The organism is Streptomyces sp. NPDC102360 (assembly GCF_044766085.1).
Taxonomy (GTDB): domain Bacteria; phylum Actinomycetota; class Actinomycetes; order Streptomycetales; family Streptomycetaceae; genus Streptomyces.
This window is the reverse complement of record NZ_JBIWLG010000009.1, coordinates 196,236-213,193: the sequence shown is the minus strand read 5'-3', so window position 1 is coordinate 213,193 and position 16,958 is coordinate 196,236. Positions and strand designations below refer to the sequence as shown.

At 68.0% G+C, this 16,958-nt stretch carries 16 protein-coding genes and 1 tRNA gene; 14 read left to right on the top strand and 3 right to left on the bottom strand.

The genetic code is table 11. The features are described 5' to 3' along the window. Positions 1-73 precede the first annotated feature (73 nt). The 3 genes from ACIRHA_RS30565 (at position 74) to ACIRHA_RS30555 (ending at position 2,783) form a co-directional block, all read left to right on the top strand. A complete protein-coding gene (locus tag ACIRHA_RS30565) occupies positions 74-1,510 on the top strand; it encodes a DHA2 family efflux MFS transporter permease subunit (protein ID WP_403852577.1) in 1,437 nt (478 codons plus the stop codon). Positions 1,511-1,539: 29 nt separating this feature from the next. Next, positions 1,540-1,665: a hypothetical protein gene (locus ACIRHA_RS30560; protein ID WP_403852575.1), complete on the top strand. Its 126-nt coding sequence runs from the start codon at positions 1,540-1,542 to the stop codon at positions 1,663-1,665. Positions 1,666-1,727: 62 nt separating this feature from the next. Further along, positions 1,728-2,783, top strand: a complete 1,056-nt coding sequence (locus tag ACIRHA_RS30555) for a UDP-N-acetylmuramate dehydrogenase (protein ID WP_403852573.1) — start codon at positions 1,728-1,730, stop codon at positions 2,781-2,783. A 21-nt stretch (positions 2,784-2,804) separates the two neighbouring features. Here ACIRHA_RS30555 and ACIRHA_RS30550 read toward each other — a convergent pair whose 3' ends face one another. Continuing rightward, positions 2,805-3,437 carry an NAD(P)-dependent oxidoreductase gene (locus ACIRHA_RS30550; RefSeq protein WP_403852571.1) on the bottom strand — a complete coding sequence of 211 codons (633 nt, stop codon included), beginning with the start codon at positions 3,435-3,437 and terminating at the stop codon, positions 2,805-2,807. Between the two features lie 106 nt (positions 3,438-3,543). Between ACIRHA_RS30550 and ACIRHA_RS30545 the strand changes: the two genes are divergently transcribed. Then, on the top strand, positions 3,544-4,149 hold the full coding sequence (locus ACIRHA_RS30545) for a TetR/AcrR family transcriptional regulator (RefSeq protein ID WP_403852569.1): 606 nt from the start codon (positions 3,544-3,546) through the stop codon (positions 4,147-4,149). A 12-nt stretch (positions 4,150-4,161) separates the two neighbouring features. Here the strand turns inward: ACIRHA_RS30545 and ACIRHA_RS30540 are convergent, their stop codons facing one another. Together ACIRHA_RS30540 and ACIRHA_RS30535 are read right to left on the bottom strand one after the other, a co-directional pair. Beyond that, positions 4,162-5,184 (bottom strand): adenosine deaminase, encoded by a 1,023-nt coding sequence (locus ACIRHA_RS30540; RefSeq protein ID WP_403852567.1) that lies wholly within the window; start codon positions 5,182-5,184, stop codon positions 4,162-4,164. Positions 5,185-5,310: 126 nt separating this feature from the next. Then, complete coding sequence (locus ACIRHA_RS30535; protein WP_403852565.1) at positions 5,311-6,558, bottom strand: pyridoxal phosphate-dependent aminotransferase; 1,248 nt, start codon at positions 6,556-6,558, stop codon at positions 5,311-5,313. 202 nt (positions 6,559-6,760) lie between these two features. On the opposite strand from ACIRHA_RS30535, the gene ACIRHA_RS30530 reads away from it, so the two are divergent. From ACIRHA_RS30530 to rpoB, 10 genes are all read left to right on the top strand, one after another. Then, a tRNA-Trp gene (locus ACIRHA_RS30530) sits at positions 6,761-6,833 on the top strand. A gap of 107 nt (positions 6,834-6,940) precedes the next feature. Beyond that, positions 6,941-7,225 carry a preprotein translocase subunit SecE gene (gene secE / locus ACIRHA_RS30525; RefSeq protein WP_403852563.1) on the top strand — a complete coding sequence of 95 codons (285 nt, stop codon included), beginning with the start codon at positions 6,941-6,943 and terminating at the stop codon, positions 7,223-7,225. Between the two features lie 79 nt (positions 7,226-7,304). Further along, positions 7,305-8,180 (top strand): transcription termination/antitermination protein NusG, encoded by an 876-nt coding sequence (gene nusG, locus ACIRHA_RS30520; RefSeq protein ID WP_403852561.1) that lies wholly within the window; start codon positions 7,305-7,307, stop codon positions 8,178-8,180. Between the two features lie 203 nt (positions 8,181-8,383). Further along, entirely contained in the window at positions 8,384-8,818 is a 435-nt protein-coding gene (gene rplK / locus ACIRHA_RS30515) for a 50S ribosomal protein L11 (protein WP_040252631.1), read from the top strand. Positions 8,819-8,895: 77 nt separating this feature from the next. Then, positions 8,896-9,627, top strand: a complete 732-nt coding sequence (gene rplA, locus ACIRHA_RS30510) for a 50S ribosomal protein L1 (protein WP_351338310.1) — start codon at positions 8,896-8,898, stop codon at positions 9,625-9,627. A 130-nt stretch (positions 9,628-9,757) separates the two neighbouring features. Beyond that, a complete protein-coding gene (locus ACIRHA_RS30505) occupies positions 9,758-10,456 on the top strand; it encodes a hypothetical protein (RefSeq protein WP_403852559.1) in 699 nt (232 codons plus the stop codon). Positions 10,457-10,530: 74 nt separating this feature from the next. Beyond that, positions 10,531-11,490, top strand: a complete 960-nt coding sequence (locus tag ACIRHA_RS30500; RefSeq protein ID WP_403852557.1) for a hypothetical protein — start codon at positions 10,531-10,533, stop codon at positions 11,488-11,490. Positions 11,491-11,755: 265 nt separating this feature from the next. Beyond that, positions 11,756-12,286, top strand: a complete 531-nt coding sequence (gene rplJ, locus ACIRHA_RS30495; RefSeq protein ID WP_351338303.1) for a 50S ribosomal protein L10 — start codon at positions 11,756-11,758, stop codon at positions 12,284-12,286. Positions 12,287-12,430: 144 nt separating this feature from the next. Next, complete coding sequence (rplL, locus tag ACIRHA_RS30490; protein WP_403852555.1) at positions 12,431-12,817, top strand: 50S ribosomal protein L7/L12; 387 nt, start codon at positions 12,431-12,433, stop codon at positions 12,815-12,817. A gap of 584 nt (positions 12,818-13,401) precedes the next feature. Next, on the top strand, positions 13,402-16,887 hold the full coding sequence (gene rpoB, locus ACIRHA_RS30485; protein ID WP_403852553.1) for a DNA-directed RNA polymerase subunit beta: 3,486 nt from the start codon (positions 13,402-13,404) through the stop codon (positions 16,885-16,887). Positions 16,888-16,958 lie beyond the last annotated feature (71 nt).

Genomic DNA, 16,958 nt, shown 5'->3' with positions numbered 1-16,958 from the left:
CACGGGGGTGCGCACTTTTGTGCCCATCAAAGTTAGTCATCAATAACTAACCTAGGGATCTCAAGGGGAAGCAATGTCACAGCAGCCAACCGCACAGAACCGCGGAGGAGCCCTCTGGGCCCTCCTCATCACCAGCGTCGCCGGATTCATGGCGGCCCTCGACAACCTCGTCGTCACCACGGCCCTGCCGTCCATCCGTCAAGATCTCGGCGGCGCGCTCGACGACCTGGAGTGGACGGTCAGCGCCTACACGCTGACCTTCGCCGTGCTGCTGATGTTCGGCGCGGCACTGGGGGACCGCTTCGGGCGCAGGCGGCTCTTCCTGGCCGGTCTCACGGTCTTCACCGTGGCCTCCGCCGCCGCGGCCATGGCGCCCGGCATCGACTCCCTGATCGCGGCCCGTGCCGTGCAGGGCGTCGGTGCCGCGATCATGATGCCGCTCACCCTGACCCTGCTCACCGCGGCCGTCCCGGTGGCCAAGCGCGGCTTGGCGTACGGGATATGGGGCGCGGTCAACGGGCTCGCCGTCGCCTCCGGCCCGCTCATCGGCGGCAGCCTCACCGAGCACATCTCCTGGCACTGGATCTTCTGGCTGAACGTTCCGCTGGGCCTCGCCCTGCTGCCGCTCGCCCGGCTGCGCCTGAAGGAGTCGTACGGCTCCGGTGCCCGGCTCGACGTCGTGGGCACCCTGCTCGCCAGCGGCGGTCTGTTCGGCATCGTGTACGGCCTGGTGCGCGCGCCCGTCGTCGGGTGGACCGACCCCCTCGTGCTGACCGGCCTGTTCGCGGGGACGGCGCTGCTCGCCGGGTTCGTGCGCCACGGGATCCGCAATGAGAACTCCATGTTGCCCATGCGGCTCTTCCGCTCCCGGGCGTTCGCCGGGATCAACGCGGCGAGCCTGCTGATGTTCCTCGGGATGTTCGGCTCGATCTTCCTGCTCAGCCAGTTCTTGCAGGGCGTGCTCGGCTACTCGCCGACCGAGGCGGGCCTCAGGATGCTGCCCTGGACCGGAATGCCGATGCTCGTCGCACCGATCGCCGGGATCCTCTCGGACCGCATCGGCGGCCGGCCCGTCGTCGCGGCGGGGCTGTTTCTGCAGGCCGTCGGACTCGGCTGGTTCGCCGCCGTGGTCTCCGCCGACGTCTCGTACGCCGCCCAGCTGCCGGCCCTGATCGTCAGTGGCGTCGGCATGGCCCTCTACTTCGCCCCGGCCGCCAACCTGGTCATGTCCAGCGTCCTGCCGCAGGAGCAGGGCATCGCCTCCGGCGCCAACAACGCGCTGCGCGAGGTCGGCGGTGCGCTCGGCATCGCGGTCATGTCGTCGGTCTTCTCAGCTCAGGGCGGCTACGACTCCGCACAGCACTTCGTGGACGGGATCGAACCCGCGCTGTGGGTGGGCGCGGGGATCGTGGCCGTGGCCGGTGCCGCCGCCCTGTTCATTCCGCGGAAGGGGCGCGCTACGCCCGTCCCGCGGGACCCTGAGCCTGCGCCGGTCCTGGAAAACGCCTGATCACTGGAGATCCACCCGGGAGGAACGCCATGCCGACCCTGCCCTGGACCACCCCGAACACCCCACCCGCGCGCGTGGAGGCCCACCTCACCTGGAAGGCGTCGACCGGCGAGCTGCCGCTCCGTTGGAAGGACGTCCTGCCGCGCTTTCAGTGAGCCCGGCCCCGGCAATGGCGTCCCCGTCCGAGCGGCGGGGCCGTTCTCGTACCCTTGAGCGCGTGCAGGAACTCCACGACGCCCCTCTCGCCCCCCTGACCACCTTCCGGCTCGGCGGGCCCGCCACCCGGCTGCTCACCGCGACCACCGACGCCGAGGTGATCGACGCGGTGCGCGAGGCCGACGCCACCGGCACGCCGCTGCTGATCATCGGCGGCGGCAGCAACCTCGTCATCGGCGACAAGGGCTTCGCGGGCACCGCCCTGCGCATCGCCACCAAGGGCTTCGAACTCGACGGTACGCAGCTGGAACTGGCGGCCGGTGAGGTCTGGACCGACGCCGTCGAGCGCACCGTCGAAGCCGGACTCGCGGGCGTCGAGTGCCTCGCCGGGATCCCGGGCTCCGCCGGCGCGACGCCGATCCAGAATGTGGGGGCGTACGGCCAGGAGGTCTCCGCCACGATCACCGAGGTGATCGCCTACGACCGCACGGCCGGCGAGACCGTCACGATCCCCAACGCCGAGTGCGCCTTCTCCTACCGGCACAGCCGCTTCAAGGCCGAACCCGACCGCTACGTAGTGCTGCGTGTGCGGTTCGAGCTGGAGGACGCGGGCGGCCTCAGCGCGCCCCTGAAGTACCCGGAGACCGCGCGCGCCCTCGGCGTCGAAGCGGGCGAGCGCGTGTCGGCCGTCCTCGCGCGCGAGACCGTCCTGAAGCTGCGCGGCGGCAAGGGCATGGTGCTCGACCCGGAGGACCACGACACCTGGTCGGCGGGCTCGTTCTTCACCAACCCGATCCTTACGGATGCGGAGTTCGCGGCCTTCCACGCGCGCGTGGTCGAGCGCCTGGGGCCGGACGCCAAGGCCCCCGCGTTCCCCGCGGGGGAGGGCCTCACCAAGACCTCGGCGGCCTGGCTCATCGACAAGGCGGGCTTCACCAAGGGCTACGGAACCGGCCCCGCCCGCATCTCCACCAAGCACACGCTCGCCCTGACCAACCGCGGCGAGGCCACCACGGAGGACCTGCTCGCGCTCGCCCGCGAGGTCGTCGCCGGGGTCAGGGACGTCTTCGGTGTGACGCTGGTCAACGAGCCGGTGGCGGTCGGCGTCAGCCTCTGAGCCGCCCCCACCGGGGAGCCTTCAGTAGGCGACCCCGACCCCCTGCTTCACCGTCGCCGGGTCGTCCACCATCGCCAGCATCGCGTGCGCCACGTCCGCGCGGCCGGCGAAGCGCCCCGCGCGCGGGAAGCCACCGACGACCGTGCGGTACGAACCGGTGACCGGCTTGTCCTGGAGGCGGGGCGGCCGCACCGAGGTCCAGTCCGTGGCGCTGCGCGCCAACTCCGCCTCCATGTCGGCCAGGTCCACGTAGACGGGCTTCAGGATCCGGCCGATCATGCCGATCATCATGCGGTCGACGAGCGGCGAGTCGGCGGGCTGCGGCCCCACAGGGCCCGCGCTGACCACCACCAACCTGCGCGCTCCCTCCGCCTCCATCGCCTTCAGGACCGACCGCGTGAGCTCGGCGGCGATGCCCGCGTCCGCGCGCCTGCGGGCGCCCAGGCCGGACAGCACGGCGTCCCGGCCCGCGACCGCCGGGCGCAGCGACTCGGGGTCCTTCAGGTCGGCCCTGAACACATCCAGGCGCTCGCCGGTCACGGTGAAGCGCGCCGGATCGCGGACCACCGCCGTGACCTCGTGCCCTGCCTCCAGGGCCTGCCTGACGATCTCCTGTCCGATCCCGCCCGTCGCGCCGAAAACCGTGAGCTTCATGGCGTACCTCCAGGTGCGCTCGCGTAGTGGGTGAGTGTTCACTCACCACGGTTCACCTTTAGAGTGAGTGAGTACTCACCCCGCGTCAAGGTTGGTTGGAGCCCACATGGACCAGAAGCCGGCCCGTGTCCGCATCGTCGACGCGGCCCACGAACTCATGCTGAGTATCGGTCTCGCCCGGACGACCACCAAGGAGATCGCCAAAGCGGCGGGCTGCTCCGAAGCGGCGCTCTATAAGTACTTCGCCAACAAGGAAGAGCTCTTCGTGACGGTGCTGGGAGAGCGCCTTCCGAAGCTCGGTTCCCTGCTCGGCAGGCTCCTCAAGGAGGGGGCCGGGGACCCCGACCGTACGGTCGAGCAGAACCTCACCGACATCGCCTACGAAGCGGCGCTCTTCTACGAGCAGACGTTCCCGATGGCGGCGTCCCTGTACGCGGAGCCCAAGCTCAAGCGCCGCCACGAAGAGGTGATGCGGGAACTGGGCACAGGGCCGCACAAGCCGATCCAGGGACTGGACGCCTACTTGAGGGCGGAACAGAGGTCCGGGCGCATCAGCGCCGAAGCCGACACGCACGCCGCCGCCTCGCTCCTCCTGGGGGCCTGCTCCCAGCGCGCCTTCGCCTACGAGATGTCCCCGGACGGCAAGCCGCCCCAGCCGGTGGACGAGTTCGCGGCCCACATCGCGCGCACGCTCCTCAACGGGATCGCCTGAGCCCCCGCCCGGTCAGGCGGCCAGCCACTCCTCGATGCCGCCCAGAAGCTTCTCCTTGACGTCGTACGGCGCCGCGGAGCCGCGCACCGACTGCCGGGCCAGCTCGGCCAGTTCGGCGTCGGAGAAGCCGTGGTGGCGGCGTGCGATGTCGTACTGGGCGGCGAGCCGCGAGCCGAACAGGAGCGGGTCGTCCGCGCCCAGCGCCATCGGCACCCCGGCCTCGTACAGCGTGCGCAGCGGCACGTCCTCGGGCTTCTCGTAGACGCCGAGGGCGACGTTCGAGGCCGGGCACACCTCGCAGGTCACGCCCCCGTCCGCGAGGCGCTTCAGCAGCCGCGGATCCTCGGCGGCCCGCACGCCGTGGCCGACCCGCGTCGCGTCCAGGTCGTCGAGGCAGTCGCGCACGGACGAGGGCCCGGTCAGCTCGCCCCCGTGCGGCGCGCTCAGCAGCCCGCCCTCCCTCGCGATGTGGAAGGCCCGGTCGAAGTCCCGCGCCATGCCCCGCCGTTCGTCGTTGGAGAGCCCGAAACCGACGATGCCCCGGTCCGCGTACCGCACCGCGAGGCGCGCCAGCGTACGGGCGTCCAGCGGATGCTTCATACGGTTCGCGGCGACCAGGACGCGCATCCCGAGGCCGGTCTCCCGCGCGGCGCTGTCCACGGCGTCGAGGATGATCTCCAGAGCCGGGATCAGGCCGCCGAGACGCGGCGCGTACGACGTCGGGTCGACCTGGATCTCCAGCCACCCGGACCCGTCCGCGATGTCCTCCTCCGCGGCCTCCCGCACCAGACGCTGAATGTCCTCGGGCTCCCGCAGACAGGACCGCGCCGCATCGTAGAGCCGCTGGAAGCGGAACCAGCCGCGCTCGTCCGTCGCGCGCAGCTTCGGCGGCTCGGCCCCGGTCAGCGCCTCGGGCAGCCGCACCCCGTACTTGTCGGCGAGTTCCAGCAGGGTCGTGGGCCGCATCGACCCGGTGAAGTGCAGATGCAGGTGGGCCTTGGGCAACTGACGTACATCACGTCCTACACGCTCCATCCCAAGATCCTGCCGTACACACCTGTCGTACCGGTAGCGCCTTTCCACCTTCGGGGCCCTGCCCGAACGAACAAGCGGGCCGCCTCCGTAGGGAGACGGCCCGCTTGCACACGCTTACGTAGAAGCTCAGTCGCGCGCCTCGGCGAGCAGCTTCTGGATGCGCGATACGCCCTCGACGAGGTCCTCGTCACCGAGCGCGTACGAGAGCCGCAGGTAACCCGGCGTACCGAAGGCCTCGCCCGGCACTACCGCGACCTCGGCCTCCTCCAGGATGAGCGCGGCCAGCTCGACGGAGCTCTGCGGGCGCTTGCCGCGGATCTCCTTGCCGAGCAGCCCCTTCACCGTCGGGTACGCGTAGAAGGCGCCCTCGGGCTCCGGGCAGACGATGCCGTCGATCTCATTGAGCATCCGCACGATCGTCTTGCGACGCCGGTCGAAGGCCTCACGCATCTTCTCCACGGCCGTCAGGTCGCCGGACACGGCGGCGAGCGCGGCCGCCTGCGCCACGTTGGAGACGTTCGACGTGGCGTGCGACTGCAGGTTCGTCGCGGCCTTCACCACGTCCTTCGGGCCGACGATCCACCCGACGCGCCAGCCGGTCATCGCGTACGTCTTCGCCACGCCGTTGACCACGATGCACTTGTCGCGCAGCTCCGGGACGATCGCCGGCAGCGACGTGAACTTCGCGTCTCCGTAGACGAGGTGCTCGTAGATCTCGTCCGTCATCACCCACAGGCCGTGCTCCACGGCCCAGCGGCCGATGGCCTCGGCGTCGGCCTCGCTGTAGACGGCGCCCGTCGGGTTCGAGGGCGACACGAACAGGACGACCTTGGTGCGCTCGGTACGCGCGGCCTCCAGCTGCTCCACGGAGACGCGGTAGCCGGTCGTCTCGTCGGCGACGACCTCCACCGGCACACCGCCCGCGAGGCGGATCGACTCCGGGTACGTGGTCCAGTACGGGGCCGGGACGATGACCTCGTCGCCCGGGTCGAGGATCGCGGCGAACGCCTCGTAGATGGCCTGCTTGCCGCCGTTCGTCACCAGGATCTGCGAGGCGTCGACCTCGTAGCCGGAGTCGCGCAGCGTCTTCGCGGCGATCGCGGACTTCAGCTCGGGCAGCCCGCCGGCCGGGGTGTAGCGGTGGAACTTCGGGTTCTTGCAGGCCTCGATGGCCGCCTCGACCACGTAGTCCGGCGTCGGGAAGTCGGGTTCACCGGCGCCGAAGCCGATCACCGGGCGACCGGCGGCCTTGAGGGCCTTGGCCTTGGCGTCGACGGCGAGGGTCGCGGACTCGGAGATCGAGCCGACCCGGGCCGACACCCGACGCTCGGTGGGAGAGGAACCTGCGGACGGAGAAGGAGTTGCAGCGCTCATGGCCCCATCGTTCCAGACCGGAAACCCGCGGGGCACACGGGTTTCGAAGACCGGGACACCGCTCTTGATCCACTTGCGGATGTCGCTCGTTCGACGGGGGGCTCCGGAACACGTACACTCACTGCTCGTTGGCCTTCAACGGCCGCGCCTTCCGAACCGCACTCCGTGCGTCCGGGCGGATGCGGTACGTTGGGGGAGACAAAGGGTCGTAGCTCAATTGGTAGAGCACTGGTCTCCAAAACCAGCGGTTGGGGGTTCAAGTCCCTCCGGCCCTGCTACACACTCCTTCGCCAGGATGTGTGCGCATGTACGTACTGCATTGCACCGCCGTGCGGCTCCACCGGGCGCGGCACGGCCACGACCCGGAATCAGGTGAGGACGAGTGACGGACGCCGTGGGCTCCATCGACAAGCCTGATGCCCAGGATGAAGCGCTGGAGTCCAAGAAGGCCCGCAAGGGCGGCAAGCGCGGCAAGAAGGGCCCCTTCGGCCGTCTCGCGCTCTTCTACCGCCAGATCGTCGCGGAACTCCGCAAGGTCGTCTGGCCGACTCGCAATCAGCTCTCGACGTACACCACAGTGGTGATTGTGTTCGTCGTCATCATGATCGGTCTTGTCACCGTGATTGACTATGGCTTCAACCACCTTGTCAAGTACGTATTCGGCTGAGCCGAAAAGCGGAGGGCGCCGAAGTCCGGCGCCCCTTTCGCGCGTTCCACCCCTATGTATCCAGGAAGAAGCAGCCACAGTGTCTGACCCGAACCTGAACGAGGCGATCGAGCCGGTCGAGTCCGCTGAGGACGAGCTCGACATCGTCGAGGCGGCGGACGCCGAGGACCCGGACCAGGCAGAGGCTGCCGACACCGCAGCCGGCGAGCCCGCCGAGGAAGCCGCGGTCGAGACCGTGGTGGACGCCGAGGCCGAGGCCGCCGAGGAAGCCCAGGCGGAGGAAGCCCCGGCCGATGCCGAGGACGCCGCCGAGGCCGAGGCCGTAGCGGAAGAGCCGGTCGACCCGATCACCGCGCTCCGTGACGAGCTGCGCGGCCTGCCCGGCGAGTGGTACGTGATCCACACCTACGCGGGCTACGAGAAGCGCGTGAAGGCCAACCTGGAGCAGCGCGCCGTCTCGCTCAACGTCGAGGAATTCATCTACCAGGCTGAAGTCCCCGAGGAAGAGATCGTCCAGATCAAGAACGGCGAGCGCAAGAACGTCCGGCAGAACAAGCTGCCCGGTTACGTGCTCGTCCGCATGGACCTGACGAACGAGTCCTGGGGCGTCGTCCGCAACACGCCCGGCGTCACCGGCTTCGTGGGCAACGCCTACGACCCGTACCCGCTGACCCTGGACGAGATCGTCAAGATGCTCGCCCCGGAGGCCGAGGAGAAGGCCGCCAAGGAGGCCGCCGAGGCCGAGGGCAAGCCGGCTCCGGCCCGCAAGGTCACCGTCGAGGTCCTGGACTTCGAGGTCGGCGACTCGGTCACCGTCACCGACGGCCCGTTCGCGACGCTGCAGGCGACGATCAACGAGATCAACGCCGACTCGAAGAAGGTCAAGGGCCTCGTCGAGATCTTCGGTCGCGAGACCCCGGTCGAGCTGAGCTTCGACCAGATCCAGAAGAACTAGCCCTTCCGGCGCCTTCTGGGCACACGCTTCCGAACAGGTCAGATGGGCTGCAAAGCCCGTCTGACCTGCTCGGTTTTTAGCCGCGCATGGATACCCGTTATCGTTGTGCGGTATGCCTCCATCCGGATGATCTGGACGATCATCGATCAGCCTTGATCAGGATGGCGGCTGAACACTCTCACTAAGACCCGGAGAGAGAGCACATGCCTCCCAAGAAGAAGAAGGTCACGGGGCTCATCAAGCTCCAGATCCAGGCCGGCGCCGCCAACCCGGCCCCGCCTGTCGGCCCCGCGCTGGGCCAGCACGGCGTGAACATCATGGAGTTCTGCAAGGCCTACAACGCCGCGACCGAGTCGCAGCGCGGTTGGGTCATCCCTGTGGAGATCACGGTCTACGAAGACCGTTCGTTCACCTTCATCACCAAGACCCCGCCGGCCGCGAAGATGATCCTCAAGGCCGCTGGTGTCGAGAAGGGCTCCGGCGAGCCGCACAAGACCAAGGTCGCCAAGATCACCGAGGCGCAGGTCCGCGAGATCGCCACCACCAAGATGCCCGACCTCAACGCCAATGACCTGGACGCCGCGTCCAAGATCATCGCCGGCACCGCCCGCTCCATGGGCGTCACGGTCGAGGGCTGACCTCCACCTCGCAGATCCATCCGTGGCAGGGCCTGCTCGGCCCGCACCACGACTCCTCTAGAACTCAGGAGAAGCAAGTGAGCAAGCGCAGCAAGTCTCTCCGCGCTGCGGACGCCAAGATCGACGGGGCCAAGTCCTACGCCCCGCTCGAGGCCGTCCGTCTCGCCAAGGAGACCTCCACGTCGAAGTTCGACGGCACCGTCGAGGTCGCCTTCCGCCTGGGCGTTGACCCGCGCAAGGCCGACCAGATGGTCCGTGGCACCGTGAACCTCCCGCACGGCACCGGTAAGACCGCCCGGGTCCTGGTCTTCGCGACCGGTGACCGTGCTGCGGCCGCGGAAGCCGCCGGCGCCGACATCGTCGGCTCCGACGAACTGATCGCCGAGATCGCCAAGGGCAACCGCCTGAACGAGTTCGACGCCGTCGTCGCCACCCCGGACCTCATGGGCAAGGTCGGCCGCCTCGGCCGCGTGCTCGGCCCGCGTGGCCTCATGCCGAACCCGAAGACCGGCACGGTGACCCCGGACGTGGTCAAGGCCGTGAACGAGATCAAGGGCGGCAAGATCGAGTTCCGCGTCGACAAGCACGCGAACCTGCACTTCATCATCGGCAAGGTGTCCTTCGACGACACCAAGCTGGTGGAGAACTACGGCGCGGCCCTGGACGAGATCCTTCGTCTGAAGCCGTCCGCCGCCAAGGGTCGCTACATCAAGCGGGCCGCCATCAGCACCACGATGGGCCCCGGCATTCAACTCGACTCCAACCGCACCCGGAACCTCCTCGTCGAGGAGGACCCGGCCGCGGTCTGAGCCCTACAAGGCTCGCTGTAGTCGCTACGGGCCCCGCACCTTTCGAGGTGCGGGGCCCGTTCCGCTTTTCCGGTCCGCGGGGTGCCGTGGCTGCGCTAGCTTCGCGGTGACCGACCGGGGGAGTGAGTGGATGCTGCGGTACGCGCGCGTGGGGACTCTGGCCGCTGTGGGCATCCTGCTGACCGCTTGCGGCGGGACACCGGAGCACCGGGCCGGCGAGACGCGCGAAGCGCGCGAGGCGCTGCGCGCGGCCCGGCAACAGGTCGCCGCTGCGGGCTCGGCTGGCGTCGACGCGACGATGGCCACCGGCGAGCGGCTGACCTCGCGCAGCACGGGCGTGCTCGGCTGGGCGGACGGCGTCGAGGGCACCCTGACCGTGCGGGTCACGGGCGGCGAACTGGCCTCCTCCACGCGCGCGTTGGGCGGCGACCCGTCCCAGACCCGCTTCCTTCCGGACGCCCAGTACACGCGCATGAGCGACCGGTTCGCCGATCTCAAGGGCGGCCGGCACTGGATCCGCCGCCCGTACGACACCCGCAGCGACCTCACCCCGGCCGACACGCTCAAGGCCCTCATCGGCGCCGCGGACGTCCACAGGGTCGGGCCGGAGGCCGTGCGCGGCACCCGGACCACCCACTACCGGGGGACCGCGGGCCGTCGGCACATCGACGTATGGCTCGATGCCCGGCATCGCCTGGTGCGGCGTACTCAGCACGTGGGTGATGTCACGGTGACCGTTCACTACCGCGACTACGGCGCCCCGGCCGCGGCCGAACGCCCGGCCGCACGCGACACCGTGGACTTCGCGGACGTGACAGGCGCCGGATGAAGCTGTGGCCGGGCTGTCCGAGGCGTCCGCTATCGTGCGGGCAGATCAAGACGCGCCAAGGGGTGGGATTCAAGATGACTGTTTCCGTACGACGTGTGGTCGGCGCCGCTGCCGCCACCGCCCTGCTCTGTTCGGCCGTCGCCGCCTGTGGTGGCGGGGACGACAAGGGCAGCGAGAAGAAGGCCTCCGGGACCGGGTCCCAGTCGGTCGCGCAGGCCGTCACGGCCGCGTACAAGAAGACCTCCGCGGCCAAGTCCGCCAAGGTCGACATGACCATGAAGATGCCGACGGCGGCCCAGGGCGGCGGCGACATGAAGATGTCCGGCACCATGGGCTGGGACCCGACCGTCATGGATATGACGATGTCGGGCTCCGCGTTCTCGGCCGGCGGTCCTGACGCGCCCAAGAACATCCGCATGCTCATGAAGGACAACGTGATGTACATGGACATGGGCGCGTCCGCGGCCAAGTCCATGGACGGCAAGCGCTGGATGAAGATGGACCTCGCCGCCATGGCGAAGAAGTCCGGCGACGAGAAGCTGGCGAGCCAGATGACCGGCAGCCTGGACAACATGAACCAGGACCCGGCCAAGCAGATCGCGGTCCTGCTCGACTCGCCGAACCTGAAGCACCTCGGCTCGGCCACGGTGGACGGCGCCGAGACGGAGCACTACAAGGGCAAACTGACGGTCGACGAGATGCTGGCGAAGAACGACTCGCTGAAGGTCCTCGGCAAGTCCGAGCGCGACCAGCTGCTCAAGAACGTCAAGAAGGCCGGTATCAAGACCTACGACACCGAGCTCTGGATCAACAAGGACGACCTGCCGGTCCGGCTCGACGTCACGATGGACAGCTCGCAGGGCGCCATCCAGATGTCGGAGAAGTTCTCCGACTACGGCGCCGCGGTGAAGGCCGCCACGCCGCCCGCGAGCCAGACCTTCGACATGATGCAGATGCTCAAGGAGCTCGGCGGGGCATCCGGCGCCGGCGGCGCCACCGGTTCCGGTTCCTCGGGTGTTGACAGCGGCGTCTGAGCGGATTTGCTCGACACGCCCCGCTTCACGTAACCTTCTACAGAAGCCAAAGACCGCTGGTCGTTGCCGTCCGCTCGCAAGAGGGGCCGGTGGCCGAAGGATCCGCTGAAACTGCGGACGACCCGCGCAGGTGTTCGTGGAAGTGCTCCCTCATGGATTCGTCCGTGACGGTCGAGCTCACGCCCCGTGCGCCTGCGCCGGGGCGTTTCGTTTTCCCAGCCTCCTTGCGAGCGGTCCTCATCACCCGGAAGGAGGCCGACGCTCTATGCCGACGCCCGACAAGGCTGCCGCGGTAGCCGAGCTCACGGACAAGTTCCGCAGCTCGAACGCCGCTGTGCTGACCGAGTACCGGGGTCTCACCGTGGCCCAGCTCAAGCAGCTGCGCCGTTCGCTCGGTGAGAACTCCGAGTACGCCGTGGTGAAGAACACGCTGACCAAGATCGCGGCCAACGAGGCCGGGATCAACGCGCTGGACGACCTCTTCGCGGGTCCGACGGCGGTTGCCTTCGTCACCGGTGACCCGGTGGAGTCGGCGAAGGGTCTTCGTGACTTCGCCAAGGACAACCCGAACCTCGTCATCAAGGGCGGTGTCCTTGACGGCAAGGTGCTGTCCGCCGACGAGATCAAGAAGCTTGCGGACCTCGAGTCCCGCGAGGTTCTGCTCTCCAAGCTGGCCGGTGCCTTCAAGGCGAAGCAGTCGCAGGCTGCCTCCGTCTTCAACGCGCTGCCGACGAAGCTCGTCCGCACCGTGGACGCGCTCCGTGCCAAGCAGGACGAGCAGGGCGGTGCCGAGTAATTCGGCTCGCTTTCTGATCCTCGCCGCCTGAGACGGCGGCAGGGATCGCAGCGGGCCGAACTTCTACGAAGTAATGCCGACAGGCATACGCCCGCCTCACCCAGTACATCCGGCACCTGCCGATTTAGTGGAAGGACCGCCATCATGGCGAAGCTCACCCAGGACGAGCTGCTTGCGCAGTTCGAGGAGATGACCCTCATCGAGCTCTCCGAGTTCGTGAAGGCCTTCGAGGACAAGTTCGACGTCGAGGCTGCCGCTGCCGCCCCGGTCGTCGTCGCCGGTGCCGCTGGTGGCGCCGCCGCCGAGGCCGCCGAGGAGCAGGACGAGTTCGACGTCGTCCTCACCGGCGCCGGTGACAAGAAGATCCAGGTCATCAAGGTCGTGCGCGAGCTGACCTCCCTGGGCCTCAAGGAGGCCAAGGACCTCGTCGACGGCACCCCGAAGCCGGTCCTCGAGAAGGTCGCCAAGGACGCTGCCGAGAAGGCCAAGGAGCAGCTCGAGGCTGCCGGCGCGGCTGTCGAGGTCAAGTAAGACCTCTTCGAGTCTGTCGACTCCTCTCCGGTGAAACTGCTCCCCCGGGAGCTGTAACGCCGAGGTACCGAAGGGCGATCACCCAGTTGGGTGGTCGCCCTTCGGCGTTGTCCGGATCGCAGGCCGAGGGTGCCTTGCGCTGTCGGACGCGCAGAGTATGGTGATCTTCGTTGTGCCTGGCGCCACCCTTGTTCGGCCAAGAGGGGGCCTTGACGAACAGCACGCAGCGCGCAATTCTCAGGACGCGTCGTCACAACGATCCGGATCCGAGGCATGGATCGACGGCGAAGAGGGCAGTAAGGATGTGCGCTCAGCGCACAGGGAACGCCGCAGACGGTGAACGGTTGAGAACAACGAGGGTCTCAAAAAACCCGCACTGGACATCAGTGGGCCTTCTGGCTACACTGTCCCTTTGCGCTGCCTGTTAGCTGCTCCCTGCCCGTCACCAGGGGCATGCCCTCGCCTCAGCACCGTGGATTGAACCGGCTCTGATCTGGCCATACGCCAGATCAGGGGCTCTGTCCCGTGTATGGCTTGGGACCGGTACGCGCGTAGTGAGTCCGAGCCCTCGGAAGGACCCCCTCTTGGCCGCCTCGCGCAACGCCTCGATCGCGAATACGAACAACGGCGCCAGCACCGCCCCGCTGCGCATCTCCTTTGCAAAGATCAAGGAGCCCCTCGAGGTTCCCAACCTGCTCGCGCTGCAGACCGAGAGCTTTGACTGGCTGCTCGGTAACACCGCTTGGCAGAGTCGGGTCGAGGAGGCTCTGGAGTCGGGTCACGACGTCCCCACGAAGTCCGGTCTGGAGGAGATCTTCGAGGAGATCTCCCCGATCGAGGACTTCTCCGGGTCGATGTCCCTGACTTTCCGCGACCACCGCTTCGAACCGCCGAAGAACTCGATCGACGAGTGCAAGGACCGCGACTTCACGTACGCCGCCCCGCTCTTCGTCACCGCCGAGTTCACCAACAACGAGACCGGCGAGATCAAGTCCCAGACGGTCTTCATGGGCGACTTCCCGCTCATGACCAACAAGGGCACCTTCGTCATCAACGGCACCGAGCGTGTCGTTGTCTCCCAGCTGGTCCGCTCGCCGGGTGTCTACTTCGACTCCTCCATCGACAAGACGTCCGACAAGGACATCTTCTCCGCCAAGATCATCCCGTCCCGGGGTGCCTGGCTGGAGATGGAGATCGACAAGCGCGACATGGTCGGTGTGCGCATCGACCGCAAGCGCAAGCAGTCCGTCACCGTTCTCCTGAAGGCTCTCGGTTGGACGACCGAGCAGATCCTCGAGGAGTTCGGCCAGTACGAGTCCATGCGCGCCACCCTGGAGAAGGACCACACTCAGGGCCAGGACGACGCGCTGCTCGACATCTACCGCAAGCTGCGTCCGGGCGAGCCGCCCACGCGTGAAGCCGCGCAGACGCTGCTCGAGAACCTCTACTTCAACCCGAAGCGCTACGACCTCGCGAAGGTCGGCCGCTACAAGGTGAACAAGAAGCTCGGTGCCGAGGAGCCGCTGAACGCGGGCGTGCTCACGACCGACGACATCATCGCCTCCATCCGGTACCTCGTGAAGCTCCACGCGGGCGAGACCGAGACGGTGGGCGAGTCGGGCCGGGAGATCGTCGTCGAGACCGACGACATCGACCACTTCGGCAACCGCCGTATCCGTAACGTCGGCGAGCTGATCCAGAACCAGGTCCGTACGGGTCTCGCCCGTATGGAGCGCGTCGTGCGCGAGCGCATGACGACCCAGGACGTCGAGGCGATCACGCCGCAGACCCTGATCAACATTCGCCCGGTCGTGGCGTCGATCAAGGAGTTCTTCGGTACCTCGCAGCTGTCCCAGTTCATGGACCAGAACAACCCGCTGTCGGGGCTGACGCACAAGCGTCGTCTGAACGCCCTCGGCCCGGGTGGTCTGTCCCGTGAGCGGGCCGGCTTCGAGGTCCGTGACGTTCACCCGTCGCACTACGGCCGCATGTGTCCGATTGAGACCCCTGAAGGTCCCAACATCGGTCTCATCGGTTCGCTCGCCTCGTACGGCCGGATCAACCCGTTCGGCTTCATCGAGACGCCGTACCGCAAGGTCACCGAGGGTGTCGTCGGCGACGAGGTCGACTACCTGACGGCCGACGAGGAGGACCGCTTCGTCATCGCGCAGGCCAACGCGCCGCTGACGGAGGAGCTCACCTTCGCCGAGGCCCGCGTCCTGGTCCGCCGCCGTGGCGGAGAGGTCGACTACGTCCCCGGTGACGAGGTCGACTACATGGACGTCTCGCCGCGCCAGATGGTGTCGGTCGCGACCGCGATGATCCCGTTCCTCGAGCACGACGACGCCAACCGTGCCCTCATGGGCGCGAACATGATGCGTCAGGCCGTGCCGCTGATTAAGTCCGAGGCGCCGCTCGTCGGCACCGGCATGGAGTACCGCTGCGCCACCGACGCCGGCGACGTGCTCAAGGCCGACAAGGACGGTGTGGTCCAGGAGGTCTCCGCGGACTACATCACCACCGCCAACGACGACGGCACGTACAGCACGTACCGCCTGCACAAGTTCTCCCGCTCGAACCAGGGCACTTCTGTCAACCAGAAGGTCGTCGTGGACGAGGGCGCGCGGATCATCACCGGCCAGGTCCTGGCCGACGGTCCCGCGACCGAAGAGGGCGAGATGGCCCTCGGTAAGAACCTGCTCGTGGCGTTCATGCCGTGGGAGGGTCACAACTACGAGGACGCGATCATCCTGTCGCAGCGCCTCGTGCAGGACGACGTCCTCTCCTCGATCCACATCGAGGAGCACGAGGTCGACGCCCGTGACACCAAGCTCGGCCCGGAGGAGATCACCCGGGACATCCCGAACGTCTCCGAGGAGGTCCTCGCCGACCTCGACGAGCGCGGCATCATCCGTATCGGTGCCGAGGTCGTCGCCGGCGACATCCTCGTCGGCAAGGTCACGCCCAAGGGTGAGACCGAGCTGACGCCGGAGGAGCGCCTGCTCCGCGCGATCTTCGGTGAGAAGGCGCGCGAGGTGCGCGACACCTCGCTGAAGGTGCCGCACGGTGAGATCGGCAAGGTCATCGGCGTCCGCGTCTTCGACCGCGAAGAGGGCGACGAGCTGCCGCCGGGCGTGAACCAGCTGGTTCGTGTCTACGTGGCGCAGAAGCGCAAGATCACCGATGGTGACAAGCTCGCCGGCCGTCACGGCAACAAGGGCGTCATCTCGAAGATCAACCCGATCGAGGACATGCCGTTCCTGGAGGACGGCACCCCGGTCGACATCATCCTCAACCCGCTGGGTGTGCCGTCCCGAATGAACCCGGGACAGGTTCTGGAGATCCACCTCGGCTGGCTCGCCAGCCAGGGCTGGGACGTCTCCGGTCTGAGCGACCAGTGGGCCCAGAGCCTGCAGTCGATCGGCGCCGACCAGGTCGAGCCGCGTACGAACGTCGCGACCCCGGTCTTCGACGGCGCGCGTGAGGACGAGCTCGCGGGTCTGCTCGAGAACGCCCGGCCGAACCGCGACGGCGACCGCATGGTCCTCCCGTCCGGTAAGGCGAGGCTGTTCGACGGCCGCTCCGGCGAGCCGTTCCCGGACCCGATCTCGGTCGGGTACATGTACATCCTCAAGCTGCACCACCTGGTCGACGACAAGCTGCACGCCCGGTCGACCGGTCCGTACTCGATGATCACCCAGCAGCCGCTGGGTGGTAAGGCCCAGTTCGGTGGCCAGCGCTTCGGTGAGATGGAGGTGTGGGCGCTGGAGGCGTACGGCGCCGCTTACGCCCTCCAGGAGCTGCTGACCATCAAGTCCGATGACGTCACCGGCCGCGTGAAGGTCTACGAGGCCATCGTCAAGGGCGAGAACATTCCCGAGCCGGGCATCCCTGAGTCCTTCAAGGTGCTCATCAAGGAAATGCAGTCCCTGTGCCTCAACGTGGAGGTGCTGTCCTCGGACGGCATGTCCATCGAGATGCGCGACACCGACGAGGACGTCTTCCGCGCTGCGGAAGAGCTCGGCATCGACCTGTCCCGGCGCGAGCCGAGCAGCGTCGAAGAGGTCTGACGGGAGTCCGGCCGGGGGCTCGTCACGAGCCCCCGGCCGACCCCGCGACCCCCGTTTCAGACCACAGACTT